At 54.1% G+C, this 17,204-nt stretch carries 19 protein-coding genes; 10 read left to right on the top strand and 9 right to left on the bottom strand.

Translation table 11 applies throughout. The features are described 5' to 3' along the window. Positions 1–146 precede the first annotated feature (146 nt). On the top strand, positions 147–1,103 hold the full coding sequence (locus tag CA264_RS06210) for a DnaJ C-terminal domain-containing protein (protein WP_025605534.1): 957 nt from the start codon (positions 147–149) through the stop codon (positions 1,101–1,103). Between the two features lie 30 nt (positions 1,104–1,133). Next, the gene (locus CA264_RS06205; protein ID WP_237151184.1) at positions 1,134–1,487 is read left to right on the top strand and encodes a hypothetical protein; all 354 of its coding nucleotides are present in this window, start codon (positions 1,134–1,136) and stop codon (positions 1,485–1,487) included. On the opposite strand, the gene CA264_RS06200 is transcribed toward CA264_RS06205, so the two are convergent. Further along, positions 1,477–2,223 (bottom strand): pseudouridine synthase, encoded by a 747-nt coding sequence (locus CA264_RS06200; protein WP_025605531.1) that lies wholly within the window; start codon positions 2,221–2,223, stop codon positions 1,477–1,479. The genes CA264_RS06205 and CA264_RS06200 overlap by 11 nt on opposite strands. A gap of 161 nt (positions 2,224–2,384) precedes the next feature. Here CA264_RS06200 and CA264_RS06195 point away from each other — a divergent pair, with 161 nt between their 5' ends. Then, the gene (locus CA264_RS06195; RefSeq protein ID WP_025605529.1) at positions 2,385–2,585 is read left to right on the top strand and encodes a sortase family protein; all 201 of its coding nucleotides are present in this window, start codon (positions 2,385–2,387) and stop codon (positions 2,583–2,585) included. Positions 2,586–2,596: 11 nt separating this feature from the next. Here CA264_RS06195 and CA264_RS22170 read toward each other — a convergent pair whose 3' ends face one another. Both CA264_RS22170 and CA264_RS06185 read right to left on the bottom strand, forming a co-directional pair. Further along, a complete protein-coding gene (locus CA264_RS22170; RefSeq protein ID WP_237151183.1) occupies positions 2,597–2,758 on the bottom strand; it encodes a hypothetical protein in 162 nt (53 codons plus the stop codon). A 118-nt stretch (positions 2,759–2,876) separates the two neighbouring features. Next, positions 2,877–3,308: a hypothetical protein gene (locus tag CA264_RS06185; protein ID WP_025605525.1), complete on the bottom strand. Its 432-nt coding sequence runs from the start codon at positions 3,306–3,308 to the stop codon at positions 2,877–2,879. A 274-nt stretch (positions 3,309–3,582) separates the two neighbouring features. Between CA264_RS06185 and CA264_RS06180 the strand changes: the two genes are divergently transcribed. The 3 genes from CA264_RS06180 to CA264_RS06170 all read left to right on the top strand — a co-directional run bounded on the left by CA264_RS06180 (position 3,583) and on the right by CA264_RS06170 (position 6,137). Next, complete coding sequence (locus tag CA264_RS06180) at positions 3,583–3,873, top strand: GIY-YIG nuclease family protein (protein WP_025605523.1); 291 nt, start codon at positions 3,583–3,585, stop codon at positions 3,871–3,873. Positions 3,874–4,175: 302 nt separating this feature from the next. Beyond that, on the top strand, positions 4,176–5,177 hold the full coding sequence (locus CA264_RS06175) for a cation diffusion facilitator family transporter (RefSeq protein ID WP_211233382.1): 1,002 nt from the start codon (positions 4,176–4,178) through the stop codon (positions 5,175–5,177). Positions 5,178–5,192: 15 nt separating this feature from the next. Beyond that, on the top strand, positions 5,193–6,137 hold the full coding sequence (locus CA264_RS06170) for a ketopantoate reductase family protein (protein WP_025605519.1): 945 nt from the start codon (positions 5,193–5,195) through the stop codon (positions 6,135–6,137). Here the strand turns inward: CA264_RS06170 and dprA are convergent. Together dprA and CA264_RS06160 are read right to left on the bottom strand one after the other, a co-directional pair. Continuing rightward, positions 6,129–7,244, bottom strand: coding sequence for a DNA-processing protein DprA (gene dprA / locus CA264_RS06165; protein WP_025605517.1), 1,116 nt, complete (start codon positions 7,242–7,244; stop codon positions 6,129–6,131). The two genes, CA264_RS06170 and dprA, sit on opposite strands and share 9 nt — an antisense overlap. A 23-nt stretch (positions 7,245–7,267) precedes the next feature. After that, positions 7,268–7,615, bottom strand: coding sequence for a MerR family transcriptional regulator (locus CA264_RS06160; RefSeq protein WP_025605516.1), 348 nt, complete (start codon positions 7,613–7,615; stop codon positions 7,268–7,270). Between the two features lie 202 nt (positions 7,616–7,817). On the opposite strand from CA264_RS06160, the gene alaS reads away from it, so the two are divergent. The 3 genes from alaS (at position 7,818) to CA264_RS06145 (ending at position 13,118) form a co-directional block, all read left to right on the top strand. Beyond that, on the top strand, positions 7,818–10,454 hold the full coding sequence (alaS, locus tag CA264_RS06155) for an alanine--tRNA ligase (protein WP_025605515.1): 2,637 nt from the start codon (positions 7,818–7,820) through the stop codon (positions 10,452–10,454). Between the two features lie 77 nt (positions 10,455–10,531). After that, entirely contained in the window at positions 10,532–11,989 is a 1,458-nt protein-coding gene (gatB, locus tag CA264_RS06150; protein ID WP_025605513.1) for an Asp-tRNA(Asn)/Glu-tRNA(Gln) amidotransferase subunit GatB, read from the top strand. Positions 11,990–11,999: 10 nt separating this feature from the next. Further along, a complete protein-coding gene (locus CA264_RS06145) occupies positions 12,000–13,118 on the top strand; it encodes a TlpA disulfide reductase family protein (protein ID WP_025605511.1) in 1,119 nt (372 codons plus the stop codon). 99 nt (positions 13,119–13,217) lie between these two features. Here the strand turns inward: CA264_RS06145 and CA264_RS06140 are convergent, their stop codons facing one another. From CA264_RS06140 to CA264_RS06125, 4 genes are all read right to left on the bottom strand, one after another. Beyond that, on the bottom strand, positions 13,218–13,883 hold the full coding sequence (locus CA264_RS06140) for a hypothetical protein (RefSeq protein ID WP_025605510.1): 666 nt from the start codon (positions 13,881–13,883) through the stop codon (positions 13,218–13,220). 6 nt (positions 13,884–13,889) lie between these two features. Then, positions 13,890–14,423: an acyl-CoA thioesterase gene (locus tag CA264_RS06135; protein ID WP_025605508.1), complete on the bottom strand. Its 534-nt coding sequence runs from the start codon at positions 14,421–14,423 to the stop codon at positions 13,890–13,892. 165 nt (positions 14,424–14,588) lie between these two features. Next, entirely contained in the window at positions 14,589–15,521 is a 933-nt protein-coding gene (locus tag CA264_RS06130; RefSeq protein ID WP_025605507.1) for a gliding motility protein GldB-related protein, read from the bottom strand. A gap of 204 nt (positions 15,522–15,725) precedes the next feature. Further along, positions 15,726–16,385 (bottom strand): protein-L-isoaspartate(D-aspartate) O-methyltransferase, encoded by a 660-nt coding sequence (locus tag CA264_RS06125; RefSeq protein WP_025605506.1) that lies wholly within the window; start codon positions 16,383–16,385, stop codon positions 15,726–15,728. A 210-nt stretch (positions 16,386–16,595) separates the two neighbouring features. On the opposite strand from CA264_RS06125, the gene CA264_RS06120 reads away from it, so the two are divergent. Then, positions 16,596–17,180, top strand: coding sequence for a riboflavin synthase (locus CA264_RS06120; protein ID WP_025605504.1), 585 nt, complete (start codon positions 16,596–16,598; stop codon positions 17,178–17,180). Positions 17,181–17,204 lie beyond the last annotated feature (24 nt).

The following is a 17,204-nucleotide window of genomic DNA, read 5'->3' as shown; positions in this document are numbered from 1 at the left end:
AACGACAAAAGCACCGCATCCGTGGTGCTTTTGTCGTTTTAGCGCCTTTACAAGCCAAAACAACCTTTTTGGCTATCACGTTACAAGTATAGAAACAGCAGCAGCCACGGCCGCTGCACAGGTAAAAAGCTCAAAAAAACTACCCAATGGAGTACAAGGACTACTACAAGATTCTGGGAGTAGACAAGAAGGCGACACAGGCCGAAATCAAAAAGGCATACCGCTCGCTGGCAAAAAAGTATCACCCTGACAAAAACAAAGGTAACCCCGAGGCGGAAGAGAAGTTCAAGGACATCAGCGAAGCCTACGAGGTGCTGGGCGATGAGGAGAAGCGCAAACAATACGAGCAACTGGGGGCCAACTGGCGGCAGTTCCAGCAAGGAGGTAACGGCAGGCCGGGGGGAGGCCAGTACTATGGCCGCCCGGGCGGTGGTTTCCAGGGTGGATTTGCCGAAAGCGACCTGAACGACATGTTTGGCGGTGGGGGCGGCGGCTTCTCCGACTTTTTTCAGCAGTTTTTCGGCGGGGCCGCAGGAGGCGGCTTCGGCGGAGGAGGGCAACGCACTGGTGGCAGGGCAGCAAAGGGACAGGACTACCAGGCAGATATGGAAATATCGCTGCAGGAAGCTTACACAGGCACCAGCCGCTTACTGAACGTAAACAACCAGCAGTTGCGCATTACCACCAAGCCTGGCGTGGCGGATGGGCAGGTGCTGCGCATCAAGGGTAAAGGCGCCCCGGCAGGAGCGGGAGGCACAGCAGGCGACCTCTACATTAACGTGCGCGTACACCCGGACCCGCGCTTTGAGCGCCACGGCGACGACCTGACCACAACCCTTGATGTTGACCTGTACACAGCCATACTCGGCGGCGAGGCCCAGGTAAATACCATGAGCGGCCTGCTAAAGCTTAAGATCCCGACTGGCACGCAAAACGGGAAAAAGCTGCGCCTTCGCGGAAAAGGAATGCCGGTATACGGCCAGCCTGACCAGCACGGCGATCTTTACGTAAACATAGAAGTAAAGCTGCCCACCGACCTAAGCACCGAGGAGCGCGAACTGCTCGAAAGGCTACGCGCGCTGCGCCAGGAAAAGGCAGCCTGAAACGAGAAAACCCTCAAATAAACCTTAGCCATGTTAGTGACGATAGAGCAAACCCAAGCCCACGCCCCACTGGACAGCTTCCTGGACAGCCTTGCCGAGAAACAGCTGACCTACTATGCCACAGACCTGCTGCAACAGCGGGGCTGCAACACCATGGACGAGCTGAGCAACGCGGTGCGCCGCGCCACAGAGGTATGCAACAGCATGCACCTGCCGCTACGCGAGAACTTTAAGGTAGTGTACCGCTCCCGGAACGGGGAAGTAATGCAGGACTGGCGCCTATCGCCCATGGCCTACATGCTGATGGTGCTCAACGCCAACTCGCAAAACGACCTGGTGGCACGCATGCAGGTAGAAATGGTGCGCCGCGTGCTTAAACTGTAGGCTCTGGCAGCGGCTGCGGCAGGGTGGCTTGCGCCTGCAGCACCTCTTTCCACCCGAACTGGTAACACAGCCGCAGCATATTAGCCGGCATCTGTGCCTGTATCCTTACCTCATCCCCGGTAAACGGGTGGGTAAACCGCAGCTCGGCAGCGTGCAGCAGCAGGTAAGGGCTCTCTAAGGTTTCCAGGAACATTTTGTTGTGCCGCCAGTCGCCGTGGCGCTTGTCTCCGATAATGTAGTGGCGGATGTGCGCAAAATGCTTTCGGATCTGGTGCATACGCCCTGTCTTGGGCTTAACGCTAACCAGGCTGTAGCGGGAGGTCTGGTACGGCCCAACCGGGATCGGGAGCTCAACGGTAGCCAGTCTTTCGTAGCAGGTCACCGCATCCTGCGGCTCCTTGTGTTTATGGTCCTTGTCCGGGCGGACGGGGTTATCAATCGTATCGGACGCAGCGGTATAGCCCCGCGCGATGGCAAAGTACGTTTTGTCCGGCTCACGCGCCTCAAAGGCCTGCACAACAGGGGCCGCGGCTTCGGCGGTTTTGGCAAAAAGCAGCACGCCCGAGGTGCCACGGTCCAGGCGGTGAATCGTGAACAGGCGGTAGCCTAGCTGGTCGCGCAGCAGTTGCAGGGCAAACTCCTTTTTCTCCTCGGCAATGCGCGTACGGTGCACCAGCAAACCGTTTGGCTTGTTGATGGCCACGTACTGCTCATCTTCATAAATTATCTCTAACACAGCGTCGCTTTTAGCGCAAAGATAGGCAAATCCTGCAACTATAGCTGGTGCGCCGGCAGCCTGCGGATGCACCCCTGCGCATTTCTTTGGGCATAAAGGGAGCTTTTGGAGGGGAGGCGCGTATATTTGTACCACGTTAATTAATCCGCAAGTGTAAGTACATGGCCATTTCCATCGACAACCTCCGTAAGGGCAACAAATACAGACTGACCAACTATGGCGAAACGGTAGATTTCCAGGTGGTGGAGATACAGGAGGAGAACGTCTACAAAATCAAAGACCTGCTGACGCTGGAAACCTACCTGCTGCACGAGCTGATCAAGTACGGCAAGGGCAAAGACTACGACCTGGAGGCTCTGTAGAGGCGACAGGCTTAGCGGCTTACTTTCCCTTTGTTCTCCCAGTGGCTCTTCAGGATATCGTGGGAGCCAGGTTTTCGCACAATGCGCCGGACATAGCGCTCCCCCGCGATGCTACCGTCATCGCGCCGCCTGCCGATAAATAGCGTAACGGGCTCCCCGTACTCATTGGTCATATACGTTATGTCTTTACCTGAATACTGCTTATCAAAGCGCTGCGCAGGCTCGTAGGTTTTATCCAGTATTTGTTGAAGCTTAGGGCTTAAGGGCATACAGTTTGAAGTGATTTCCACCTTATGTACGGGTGGGTTTGGAGCCTTGTTCCACCCCCTGCAGTAGCCATTCCTCTGCCGACTTCAGGTCATAAAATACGTTGAACAGCACGTTGGATGGACAGAGATTCTGTGCCTCGTCAAACACTTTGTACGTAACAACTTCCTGCATGGCATCACGGGGGAGCACGCGGGCATAACGCTCCACTTTCAGCTGCTCAAAGGCGGCTGCCATGTAGGAGGAGACCCACCGCTGCGCGGCCAAATCCGTGCTGATGCCAATGCTATTGTTAGAAAAGAAAAAACGGACCTCGTACGCCCTGGCCACATCCATACTAACGATAAAAGTCTCTTTAAGCTCCTCGGAAGAGGGCTGGCGCAGCCACTCAAGCGACAGCAGGCTTCGGCGCTGGTTTAGGGAGATGGTGGCAAAGTCCTTCTTAAACAAAAACATAGGCGGGCAACTAATCTTAATATGCTGTTTCTTAGCTTACGTAGTTCGTGCAAAACCTGATAAGGTACCTGCCCCAAAGTGATTTTTTTAGATGGAACCAACCTGTTGCTACGGCAAAGCGCTCCCGTTAAAGCTTTTAATGGCTCTGGAGACACGCAGTCAGCGGCCAGTGCAATAGCCTGTATGCGCTCAGCGTTATCACCTGTAGGGCAGTAAGTAACTGCCGACAACACAGAAATGCTCGCTCCGTATATTACGCAAAGGAGGTAAAGTTATGCAGGTACACGAACCACATTATTTTGTTTACATTTTCGGCGATCAACCGCGTGAAGACGTGGAAATAGGCATTGCCGGAAATTTACAGCACCTGGCGCACACAAAGGAAGCGCCGGCACCCCACAAGGCTCCACCTGCCAAGCTGGTGTACTATGAGCACTACAAGGTAGAGGATGAAGCCCTGAACCGGGAGCGGCAGTTAAGAGACGGAACCCGCGACGCCACCTATCAGCTCATCGAGTCCATGAACCCAAACTGGCTGGACCTGAGCGACACGCTGGAAGATTAGCCACATATAGATAAAAGAAGAGCCGATGCAGCAGAGCATCGGCTCTTCTTTTACCGGCTATTTCTGCCCGCCTCGGTAACACCTGCGCGCTGCTGCAGCTTTCCTCAGCTGGGGTTACATTCGCCTGCCAGGTCATAACAAACTCCGGCAAAAACAGCCACAGGGGGAACCCGGCAGCGCCACAATCATGTACAAAGGATACGTAAAGTATAAATTGCCGCCCCGGTTGCGTATCTTTAAGCCTGCGCTACATCCCGGTGCGGCCTCTTTTGTTCATCACGCAGACAAGGAAAGTTTTAAAATTGATCAAGAAGAAAATAAACAGCCTGAGCGATAACATCCGACTGCAGCTCTTTGTGGTGCTGATAGGGGTGCTGTTGCTGGTGGGCAAGTTCACCGCCTTTGTACTTACCAACTCCAACGCCATACTTACCGATGCCCTGGAGTCGATTATAAATGTCGTGGCAGGAGCCTTTTCGCTTTACAGCCTGGTGCTTTCGTCGCGCCCACGGGATGAGAACCACCCCTACGGCCACGGCAAGATCGAGTTTGTTGCAGCTACGCTGGAGGGCTCCCTGATCCTGGTGGCCGGCGGTGCGATTATCATCAAATCAATCTTCAACCTAATCGACCCGGTGCCGCTTGAGCGGCTCGATATCGGTATTATCCTGATTGCCGCCTCCGGTGTTATCAACTATGTGGTGGGCCTGATGACGGAGCGGAAGGGCCGACAGAACAACTCCATGGTGCTGACGGCGGGAGGGAAGCACCTGCAGACAGATGCCTACTCCACCGCCGGTATCCTGATTGGCCTGCTGCTGATTTACCTCACGGGCCTGATCTGGCTGGACAGCGTGGTGGCAATCATCTTTGGGCTAATGATCGGCTACACGGGCTACCGTATCCTGCGGAGCTCTATTGCCGGCATCATGGATGAAGCAGACTATGAGCTCCTGCAGCGTATCGTGAAGGTGCTCAACGAAAACCGGCGCGAAAATTGGATTGACATCCACAACCTGCGGGTGATCAAGTATGGCTCCACGCTGCACATCGACTGCCACCTTACCGTGCCCTGGTACCTCAATGTGCTGGAGGCACACGACGAAGTAGAGGCAGTGGGCAAAGTAGTGCGCGAGAAAATTGACCCCAGTATAGAACTCTTCATCCATACAGACCCCTGCATTGTGGAATCCTGCGCTGTTTGCACGAAGCCGGGCTGCCAGAAGCGCCGAAACGATTTTATTGAGCGGGTGGAATGGGATTTTGACAAGGTAATAGCCGACCGCAAGCACGGCACTTACTAAAAGCAGGTACAGACGATGGAAAAATACCGAATAGCTATAGCAGGCATCGGCGGGATAGGCGGCTACTATGGCGGAAAGCTTGCCCGGCGCTTTGCAGCCGATGCGGCGTATGAGGTTATTTTTATAGCCAGAGGCCCTCACAAAGCAGCCATAGCGCAGCAGGGGCTTAAGCTGGAGCTTGATTCAGAGACACTAGCGGCAAACCCAAGCACAGTTGCAGAAAGTGGCGAGGCCCTCGGAAAGCTGGACCTCATCCTTTTTTGCGTGAAAAGCTACAGCCTGGAGGAGGTGGCAGAGCAATTAGCCGCCAGTATAGGCCCTGACACGGTACTGCTGCCGCTGCTCAATGGCATAGAGGGCATAGAGTACCTGCAAAGGCGCTTCCCGCAGGCACAGGTGCTGTGGGGCTGCGTGTACATTATCTCCAGTGTAAAAGCGCCCGGTGTGGTGTGGGTGCAGGGCAAGTACAACCGGCTGGTCTGGGGCAATCCACAGCTGCCGCCACAAACACGGCAGCACCTGCAAGGGTTGTTCGAAGCAGCAGGCATTAACCAGGAGCCGTATGGCGAGGAAATAAAAGAAAGGGTTTGGGAGAAATTTTCCTTTATCTCACCTGTGGGCAGCCTTACCTCGCTCACCAACAAACCGATGGGGCAGCTCCTGCAGCAGCCGGCTCTAAAGCAACAGCTCGCACAGCTGATACAGGAATTAATGCAGGTGGCACAGGCCAAGAGAGTGGCGCTGCCAGTCGACTTGGTGGAGCGCAACCTGGCTGTGGTCGGGAAGCTACCGCAGGGTGCCACCAGCTCTATGCAGCGCGATTTTGCTGAGGGCAAACTGACCGAGCTGGAAACGCTTACAGGCTATATCGTGCGCGAGGCAGAGAGGCTGCAGGTGGCAGCACCACAATACCGCCAGGTGTATGAGGCGCTAAAAAGCCGGAGATCTCTGCTACAGTAGCATAAAGCGCTTGCCCGGCACTGCTTTCACTATCCCTTTAAACTCGAGCCCTAAGAGCACCGAGGCTAAGGCACTTACCGGCACCTGTGCTTTCCAGCTCAGGTTATCCATGTGCTCCTCCCGGCTCTGCAGCAGCACCTGCAACACCTTCACCTCCTCTTCATTAAACTCAGAAAGGTCTAAGGGCGGTGCCTTCGCCTTCGCGGCGGCTTCGTCCTGCAGGTCCCAGTTGAGGAGCTCCACCAGGTCCTGCACCGAAGTATAGGCAACGGCTTTCAGCGACTTGATCAGGTAATTTGTGCCTTCCGAAACAGGGGAGGTGATGTTGCCGGGTACGGCCATCACCTCTTTGTCGTAGCTGTGCGCGATATCTGCGGTGATAAGGGTGCCGCTCTTCATGGCTGCCTCCACTACGATGGTGCAGTCGCTCATGCCGGCGATAATGCGGTTGCGGGCCGGGAAGCGTGGGGCATCGGGTTTGGTGCCGAAAGGGTTTTCGGTAAGCAGCCCGCCCTGGGTCAGCATGCGGTCGGCATACTTGCGGTGCACCGCGGGGTACACAATATCGGGGCCGCTGGCCATCACGCCGATCGTTGGCAGCCCCGCCTGCAGCGCCGCGCGGTGCGCCACCACATCCACGCCATAGGCCAGGCCACTCACCACCATAACCTTAAACGGCTTCAGTTCCTCTACAATCCGCTCCGTTACCGCCTGGCCATAACTCGTTATCTGCCTGGTGCCTACCATGCTTACGATGCGGTGCTGGTTCAGGTCTGCGTTGCCCCTGTAGTAGAGCAAAGTGGGGGCGTCGGGTATCTGCTTCAGGCGGTCCGGAAACCGGGGCGACGTATAGAAAAGAAGCTGTACCTCCAGCTCCTCGGCACGCTTCACCCACTCCTCTGCCTGCAGTAGTGCCGTACGGGCATTCTCCTGAATGCTCTTGATGAGCTTTGGCCCAACGCCCGGGATCTTCAGCAGCTTGCCAGGGGGAGCCTGGAAAACGGCCCGGGCTGAGCCGCAGTAGCTTACCAGCAGGCGTGTGAGCTGGCTACCCACACCGGGCAGGCGGGTAAGTGCGACTTCGTACAGGTTCTGATCATCTCCCATATGGTACAGAACTTACGAGGTTTTTAGGCTTTGGTGTTCAGTTGGTCCTTAATCCCCTGCAGAAACGCCCTCACTTTCACCAGCGACTCCACCATCTCCATCTTGTCCTTGGCCTGCACCGGCTTGTTCTTCATCACTTCTTTGGCGCCCTGAATCGTATAGCCGCGCTCTTTTACCAGATGGTACACGGTACGCAGCGTTTCAATGTCTTTCGGGGTGTACTGGCGGTTGCCTTTCTTGTTCTTTTTAGGCTTGAGCTGCTCAAATTCAGTCTCCCAGAAGCGGATCAGGGAAGGGGCAACGTCAAACATGCCGGCTACCTCGCCGATGGTATAGTACTGTTTCTCTATCTCTTTTTCTTTGTATGGCATGGTTCAGGTTTCATTGTAGCGCAGTTGCAAGAGTAATTTTCCGGCAAATGCTACTGATTACGGCTAAAAATGCTACTTTTGCCTCTAATGCTTTGATGGAAGTACGCCAAATTTTCAGCGTTTCCGTTTGACAAAAATTCGATATTTTTCTTTCTTAAACAACAAGTATAGCACTAAGTATCTAAAGGCTTAATTCTCATACATGAACTCAGCTGAAATAAGACAAAAGTTCCTGGACTTCTTCGCTTCCAAACAGCACCAGATCGTACCTTCTGCACCCATCGTGGTAAAAGATGACCCCACCCTGATGTTTATCAACTCAGGCATGGCTCCTTTCAAAGATTACTTTCTGGGCAACAAACCTGCGCCCAACAAGCGCGTGGCAGATACACAGAAATGCCTTCGGGTAAGCGGGAAGCACAACGACCTGGAGGAAGTAGGCTACGACACCTACCACCATACCATGTTCGAGATGCTGGGCAACTGGTCTTTTGGCGACTACTTTAAGAAAGAAGCCCTGGAATGGTCGTGGGAGCTGCTGACAGAAGTATACCAGCTGCCGAAAGACAGGCTGTACGTATCCGTGTTCCAGGGAGACCAGTCGGAGAACCTGCCGATGGACCAGGACGCCTTCAACATCTGGAAAAGCATGATTGCCGAAGACCGCATCTTGATGGGCTCCAAGAAGGATAACTTCTGGGAAATGGGTGATACCGGCCCTTGCGGACCCTGCTCTGAAATACACATCGACCTGCGCACCGAGGAGGAACGCGCACAGGTAGACGGCAAGGAGCTGGTGAACAACGACCACCCGCAGGTCGTGGAGATATGGAACAACGTATTCATGGAGTTCAACCGGCTGGCCGACGGCTCGCTGGTGAAACTCCCTGCGCAGCACGTGGATACCGGCATGGGCTTCGAGCGCTTGTGCATGGCGATCCAGGGCAAGCGATCCAACTACGATACCGATGTGTTTCAGCCGTTGATCCAGTTTATCGCCAAAGAAGCAGGCGTAACGTACGGCGAAGACGAGAAGAAGGACATTGCCATCCGTGTTATTGCTGACCACATCCGCGCCATTTCCTTTACCATTGCCGACGGACAGCTGCCGTCTAACAACAAGGCCGGCTACGTCATCCGCCGCATCCTGCGCCGCGCCGTGCGCTACGGCTTTACCTTCCTCGACTTTAAGCAGCCATTCCTGTACAAACTGACGGAGGTGCTGGCTGAGCAGACGGCGCATGTGTTCCCGGAGTTGAAGCAGCAGCTGGGCTTTGTGCAGCGCGTAATCGAGGAAGAGGAGAACGCTTTCCTGCGCACGCTGGAAAACGGCCTGAAGCGCCTGGACGCGCTGGAGGATAGCTTTAAGCAGAACAACAATACCATCGACGGCAAAACGGCCTTCGAACTTTACGATACCTTCGGCTTCCCGCTGGACCTGACGGCGCTGATTGCCCGTGAGAAAGGCCTGAGCGTTGACGAGGCTGGCTTTGGCAAAGAGATGGAGCAGCAGAAAAACCGCTCCCGTAACGCCTCTGCCACCGAGCAGAGCGACTGGGTGATTCTGCAGCCGGACGTGGTAAATGAATTTGTAGGCTACGACTGCGATATTTCTGAGGCGCACATCGTACGCTACCGCCAGGTAAAGGCAAAGAACAAGAGCGAATACCACCTGGTGCTCGACAAAACGCCTTTTTACGCCGAAAGCGGCGGACAGGTGGGAGACACCGGCTACCTCATTTCTGACACAGAGCAGGTAGAGGTGCTGGACACTAAGAAAGAGAACGACCTCATCCTGCACATAACGGCGAAGCTGCCGCAAAACGTGGAGGCTGGCTTTAAGGCTGAGATTGCGGCGGAGCGCCGTAACTTTATCCGGAAAAACCACTCGGCCACGCACTTGCTGCATGCCGCCCTGCGCTCGGTACTGGGAGAGCACGTACAGCAGCGTGGCTCTTTGGTAAACGAGAAGCTGCTGCGCTTCGACTTTTCGCACTTCGCCAAGATAGAGGACGCAGAGCTGCGCCAGATTGAGCACATCGTGAACGAGCGCGTGCGCCAGGCTATCCCGTTGGAAGAGCGCCGCAACGTACCGATTGACGAAGCCAAGAACATGGGCGCCACGGCGCTGTTTGGGGAGAAGTATGGCGAGTTTGTGCGCGTAATCACCTTTGGCAGCGACTACTCGGTGGAGCTTTGCGGCGGCACCCACGTGTTTAACACCGGCAACATCGGCTATTTCAAGATCATCTCCGAAAGCTCTGTTGCAGCCGGCGTTCGCCGGATCGAGGCCATCACGGCCACTGCCGCAGAAGAGTACATGCAGCAACAGCTCAACGAACTGAATGCCGTTCGCGAAGTGCTCAATGCCCAAAGCAATGTATCCGGTGCCGTGCAGAAAATGCAGGACGAGCTGAAGGCCATGCAGAAACAGGTGGAGCAGTTTGAGCTGAAGCAACTCACAGACTTAAAAGAGGAGCTGGCACAGCAAGCCGTTCCGTTGGACGGGGTGAACCTGGTAACCGCCCGCGTAGCGCTTAACTCTGCCGATTACCTGAAGAAATTAGCCTTTGACATGCGCCAGGTAGTGGACAACCTGGTACTCATACTTGCTGCCGAGATTGACGGGAAGCCGCAGATCGCGGTAATGCTATCGGATAACCTGGTGCAGGACAAAAACCTGAACGCACGCCAAATGGTACGCGAGCTCGCCAAGGAAATTAAAGGCGGCGGCGGCGGCCAGCCGTTCTACGCGACTGCCGGCGGTAAAGACGCGGCAGGTTTGGATGCCGTGACGGCAAAGGCACAGGAACTTGTGAAATCTATGATTAACGGATAATGATTAAATAACCGTGAAGGACAGCCTGTAAATACCAACCAGTATTTGTGGACAGTCCTTCATGTTTCATTAAAGAAATGGATAAAGCAATAAGAGATAAGTATCAGGCCATTATTGGCTTAGAGGTACACGCACAGCTGCTTACTAACAGCAAAGCCTATTCATCAGACGCTACGGAGTACGGCATGCTGCCAAACACCAACCTGAGCGAGATTACCCTGGCACACCCCGGCACACTACCGCGCGTAAACAAGCGCGTAGTAGAAATGGCCGTAAAAATGGGATTGGCCACCAACTGCGACATCACGAAGTATAACGTGTACGCCCGTAAGAATTACTTCTACCCGGACCTTCCGAAGGGATACCAGATCACGCAGGACAAAACCCCTATCTGTACCCAAGGGCACCTTCTGATAAAGGATGCAGCCGGCGAAGAGAAACGCATCGGCATTACCCGCATCCACATGGAGGAAGACGCCGGCAAATCCATGCACTTGCCGGGTGAGACAGAAACGCTGGTAGACTTTAACCGTGCCGGTGTTCCGCTGATCGAGATCGTTTCGGAGCCGGATATCCGCGACTCGGAGGAAGCTTACAACTACCTGATCGAAATTAAGCGACTGGTGCGTTACCTCGACATCTGCGACGGCAACATGGAGGAAGGCTCGTTGCGTTGCGACGCCAACATTTCGGTGATGCTGAAAGACTCGCCACTGTGGGGCACCAAGGTGGAGGTGAAGAACATGAACTCCTTCCGTAATGTGCAGCGCGCCATCGAGCACGAGATAGAGCGCCAGATCATGGTGCTGGAGAACGGCGGAAAGGTAGACGGCGAAACACGTAACTTCGATGCCAACACCGGTTCTACCACTGCCATGCGCTCGAAGGAAACGCTGAACGATTACCGCTACTTCCCGGAGCCGGACCTGCCGCCACTGGTAATTGAGCAGGAATGGCTGGATGCGGTGAAGAAAGCGATGCCAAGCCTGCCGCAGGAGCTCTACAACCGTTTTGTTAAGGAGTTTGGCCTGCCGGAGTATGATGCCGCCGTGCTGACCGATGCCAAAGAGATAGCTTTATACTTTGAGCAGCTGGCGCAGCACACCAAGAACTATAAGGCCGCCTCTAACTGGGTGATGGGTCCTGTTAAGTCTTATCTGAATGAACTGCAGCTGCACATCAAGGACTTCCCGCTGAAGCCGGAACAAATTGCGCAGCTGATCGCTTTAGTAGATGAGAACAAGGTGAGCCACTCCGTAGCATCCAAGCAAGTGTTCCCTTACCTGCTGGAGCACCCAAACATGACGGCGCAGCGCGTTGCCGAGGAGCAGAACCTGTTGCAGGAGTCTAACGCCGATGAGCTGGCGCAGATTGTACAGCAAGTGCTGGACGAGAACCCGGCCAAGGTAGAGGAGTACAAAGCCGGTAAACAGTCGCTGATTGGCATGTTTATGGGCGAAATCATGAAGAAGACAAAAGGCAAAGCCGACCCGAAGGTAACGAACCAGTTGCTTCGCGAGAAGTTGAATGCTTAAACCAAACCAGATGAAATTAAGAAACATGCTAGCGGTAGCCTCGGCTGCCGCTTTTCTTGCCAGCTGCCAGGGCAATAAAACGGCCACCAACGGCGAAGACAGCTACACCATTGAGGGCAAGCTGAACAATGCCTCCGAAGGCCAGGTGTACTTATTTGAACTGGCAAAGGAAAACTTCGTGCCACGCGATACAGCAGCACTCGGCAAAGACGGCACCTTTACGTTTGAGGGCAAGGTGGAGGAGCCCACTTTCTACCGTATCACCATGGATCAGCAAAGCGGGCTGATGCTGGTGGTTGACGAAGGAAAGATACAGGTGGAGGCGGATGCAAAAGACATTAACGGCACGGCCAAAATCGAAGGTTCAGAAGACTCCAGGCTGTTCCAGCAGCTCAACAAACTCGTAAACGAGAACCGCCAGAAGCAAATGGCGCTGGAGCAGCAGTTTATCCAGGCGCAGCAGCAAGGCAACGACGCAGAAATGGAAAAACTGCGCCAGCAGTACCTGAACATGCAGCAGGATGTGAAAAACCTGATCGCACAGCATCCTGCCTCTGTTGTTTCAGCGTTTGGCACAGCCAGCCTGATAGACCCTGTGAATGATTTCGCCTTTGCAGACAGTATGGCAACGCTGTTCAACCAGAATATCCCGAACTCAAAGTATACTGCCATGCTCAATGAGCGCCTGCAGCCTTACCGCAGTACAGCCATCGGCCAGCTGGCACCCGACATTACGCTTCCCACACCGTCCGGAGAGACAAAATCTCTGTCGTCGCTGCGCGGAAAGTACGTGCTGGTAGATTTCTGGGCAAGCTGGTGCGGCCCGTGCCGCAAAGAGAACCCGAATGTGGTGAAGATGTACAACAAGTACAAAGACAAGGGAAAGGGCTTTGAGATATTTGGTGTGTCGCTCGACCAGTCGGAAGACAAGTGGTTAGCCGCCATCAAAAAAGACAACCTCACCTGGCCGCATGTTTCCGACCTGAAGGGATGGGAGAGCGCTGCCGCCCAGCTGTACAATGTTACCGCCATTCCGCAGACGGTACTGGTAGACCCGGAAGGAAAAATCATTGCCAAAGGTTTGCGCGGCGAGGAACTGGAAAATAAATTGGAGACACTGCTGAAGTAAGACGCAGCTTGTCCTGTATAAAAGAAGAGGCCCGGCTGGTTAGCGGGGCCTCTTCTTATTTGGTTCTGTTTATACTTACCGGAAACAGTAAGAAGTAGCTTACAGGAAAACCTTCTGCAGCGCTCCCCACAGGTGCTTTTTATGCTCCACATTATTCTCCAGCATAGAGAGGGCCTGCGAAAACACCACCGGCACAGTTCCCACCGTTACCGGGTTATAGAGGGTAAATTTCTCGTGCGGCAGGTCTGTCTCCACGCGGCTGGCAAAGCTGATGATGTAGTTTACCTGTAGCTCCTGCTGCAGATCCTCGAACTGCGCCAGCTCGCCAGACACATTGTTAACGTAGGCTACATCGTCTGGCTTGAGGCCGATGGCTCCCAGTATCTTGTTTAAAAACGTAAGCTGGGGCAGCTGCACAAAATTTGCGTCCGGCAGCGTCACCAGCACCACCACCCCTTTACGGTTCTGGCCGATGACCTTATACTTCTGCTGCACCGGAGCAGCTTCCATTTTAGGAATCTTCGGAAGGGCAGGAGCAACTTTGCGTTCAGGTGCTGCCTCTGGCGCCGGCGGAACCGGGGCAGGTGCAGCTACAGTGGCCGGAGAGGTTGCCGCCGTTTCTCCCGCAGCCGCGCCTTGATCAGGCTCTCCTTCAGCAGGGCTGGCAGAAGAGGGCAGCACCATATCCTCCTCTAACAGATAAACTGTTTCGGGGATAAAGCTTTTCAAAAACTCGTTGTTGATATCTGCCTGTAGTCCTGCCATTTATACTTAGTCCTCTGTGTCTTCTTTAATATCAAAAAGAGAGCGCAACTCGTTTGCCTCGCTTGGCTTCATACGGCCAGCCAGCACCAGGCGCAGCTGGCGACGGCGCAATGCACCTTCATATAGTTTCACCTCTTCTTCAGTTTCAGGAATGGCATCAGGCACATCAATAGGGTTGCCCAGTTGGTCTACAGCCACAAAAGTGAAGAATGCCTGGTTCGACATCATCTTTTTGCCGCTCGGTATGTCTTCGGCGTACACAACGATGTGCACTTCCATAGAGGAGTTAAAGGCACGTGTCACCTTAGCCTCCAGCGTTACCACGTTGCCTAGCTTTATACTTTCTGAGAATGAAACGTTGTCGACTGACGCAGTAACCACGATTCGGTTGGAGTGCTTTTGTGCAGCAATAGCCGAAACAATATCCATCCAGTGCATCATACGGCCGCCCATCAGGTTATGAAGGGTGTTTGTGTCGTTTGGCAACACCAGCTCCGTCATGATAACGTAAGAGTCTTGTACTTTCTTTTGTTTACGCATTGTGTTAGCAATGATTTTGGCGCAAAGATACGCTTCTAGGCCCAAACCGTAAAATATAGTTTCTGACGCCGCAAAAGCATCACCCAAAGGTAACACAGGAAGCACGTACCATTTCTGCCACCGCTACAAGAGCAGCGGCGGAGATCGAGCTGGCTTTTAGCGTCTCTACTGAAACGACAATGCGTAGCCGCTTTGCTCCAGAAAAGCGGCATAGTCCTGGATGTTCAGGATGTCGCGCACGGCTTGCTTCTTGTCGGTGGCCTTGCTGTAGTAGGCCTCGCATATTTTGTAGCCAACATAATAGCCGAGGTCGGCGGGCCTGTCTGGGCTATTTTGCCCGTTGTACAGCCACCTGCTGTAGTCTTGCCCGTGCATCTGGGCTTTAAACTCCTCCCACAACTCGCGCTCGTGCCTGCTGCCGTAGGCGTGTACCTGCTCGTTAACATGGCTGTCGGCGGCAAGTTTGGCAACAAAGTCGGCAGCGCCTTCCCCTATACTTAGCCCCAGCAGGGTGTCCTCTTCCTTAGATCCCTTCTGAAGGATGTGAATCATTTCGTGGATCACGATCAGATCTATCTGCTCCATGGGTTTGAGCACGGCCTTGAGCCAGTCGTTTAGCTCATCCACAGGGGTATTGGGGTACAGGCCAAACATGTCCACGCCTACCACGGGGTCCTGCACGATCGTGCCGCCTGAATTAAGGGCACCCACTACAAAGTACACCCTCGCAATGTTTGTTTCCGGGTAAAGCTCCTGCAGCCGTTGGTAATGGGCCTGCATTTTAGGGACAGCCATTTTGAGTTTACGCGTGTGCGACCGGAGCTGTGTGTAGTACCTGGGGTGCCTGCTAATGACGCGCTGCAAGTACGCGGCACTGCGAATGCGGGAAGGGGTGAATTGCGCCACCCCTGGCGACCCTTTCTGTATGTACTCCTGCTCCAGCACTTGCACGGAGTCCTCTTTGGTAGGGGCTGTTTTCAGTTTGTCAAAGGCCTGCCAGAAAAGATCAACGTCGGAGGTAATCAGCTCAAAGCCGGACTGGCTATAGGAGGCCGTGCTGCAAAGCAAAAGCGACAGAAACAAGAGTGTCTTTTTCATAGGCCGATAAGTGGTGGGGTACATGGCTTCCGTTTACAGTAATCAATATAAATAAAATATTATTTATTGCCACCATAAACACAGAAATGCAGCCGCGCCTACACTGCCTTATACTGGCACAAGAACATTTTATACCAGCTGCCGCAGAAACAGGCAGAGACTAGCCAGTAAAACTAGCGAAGAAAGAAGGGGAGAAGGCTGGCTTTACATACCCCCGTCCCAGCCGGAGCGGCCCAGTAGCGGCACAAACTTAAAATCGGTGAACTCTTCTTTTGTAAACTCCTCCTCGGCCACACGCGTGATGCGCAGCATTTTCTGGCTCTGCTCATTACCCACCGGTATCACCAGAATACCACCCACTGCCAATTGGCGCAGAAGCTCCTTCGGCACGATGGGGGCGCCGGCAGTTACAATAATCTTATCGTACGGGGCATAGGTAGGCAAGCCCTGAGAGCCGTCGCCATGAAAGGTGTGCGGGTTAAGGCCGTGCTTCTTAAAGAAGATGCGCGCCTTTTCGTACAGCGCCCGCTTATACTCGATGGTGAAAACATTAGGCGTAAGCTGCAGCAGCACAGTGCACTGGTAACCGGATCCGGTTCCGATCTCCAGCACTTTATCCGTGGGCCTGAGCTGCAGCAGCTCCGACTGAAACGCCACGGTATAGGGCTGGGAGATGGTTTGGCCTTCGCCAATGGGAAAAGCCTTATCCTGGTAGGCCTGCTCCAGAAAGGCCTTATCAAAAAAGTAATGACGTGGTACAGTTTCGATTGCCGCCAGCACACGTTCATCGCGGATACCTTTCTCGCGCAGTTGCTTTACAAGTGCCCGGCGCATGCCTTTGTGTCTGTACGTGTCTGTTTGCATCAGTTGTAAGTAAGTAGTGACGGTCTTTATGGTAGCTGTACTGTCCAAGTGAGGGGCAGGTTTGCGAAAATAAGCATCTGTGGGCAAAAAGCCGCTATTTTTATACTTTACCGGTTAAATTTAGCTTCTGCAGCAAAAAACGCGCAAAGCTGTTAACTTTGGTCTTAAATCACAGCCGGTTAATTTCGGTTTAACCATTCGCAGAACCATATGTTTACAGGAATTATAGAGGCCCTGGGCCGTGTCACAGACATCCGGGAGGAGCAGTCCAACAAGCACTTCACCCTCACGTCCCCTTTCACCCATGAGCTACAGATAGACCAGAGCGTGGCGCACAACGGCGTGTGCCTGACGGTGGTAAGTATAAACGGAGACGAGTTCACCGTGACGGCCATTGATGAGACACTGAAAAAAACCAACCTGAACAGCCTGAAGGCCGGCGATGCGGTGAACCTGGAGCGGTGCATGGTGGCTAACGGGCGCTTTGACGGCCATGTGGTGCAGGGCCATGTGGACCAGACCGCCGTGTGCGAGGACGTCAGAGACGAAAACGGCAGCTGGGTCTTCACCTTCCGCTACGATCCCGTGCCCGGAAACGTGACCGTGGAGAAAGGCTCTATCTGCGTGAACGGCATCAGCCTGACCTGCTTTAACTCACAGCCGGACCGCTTTTCGGTGGCCATTATCCCGTACACGTACGAGCACACCAACCTGCACCAGGTAAAGCAGGGCGATACGGTAAACCTCGAGTTCGACATCATCGGCAAGTACGTAGCGCGGCTGTTAGGCAAGTAGAGAACCCTGCTGTAGGCAAAACGG

Source organism: Pontibacter actiniarum (genome assembly GCF_003585765.1).
GTDB lineage: Bacteria > Bacteroidota > Bacteroidia > Cytophagales > Hymenobacteraceae > Pontibacter > Pontibacter actiniarum.
Note: the sequence above shows the minus strand (reverse complement) of the source record. Positions and strands in the feature narration are given on the sequence as shown.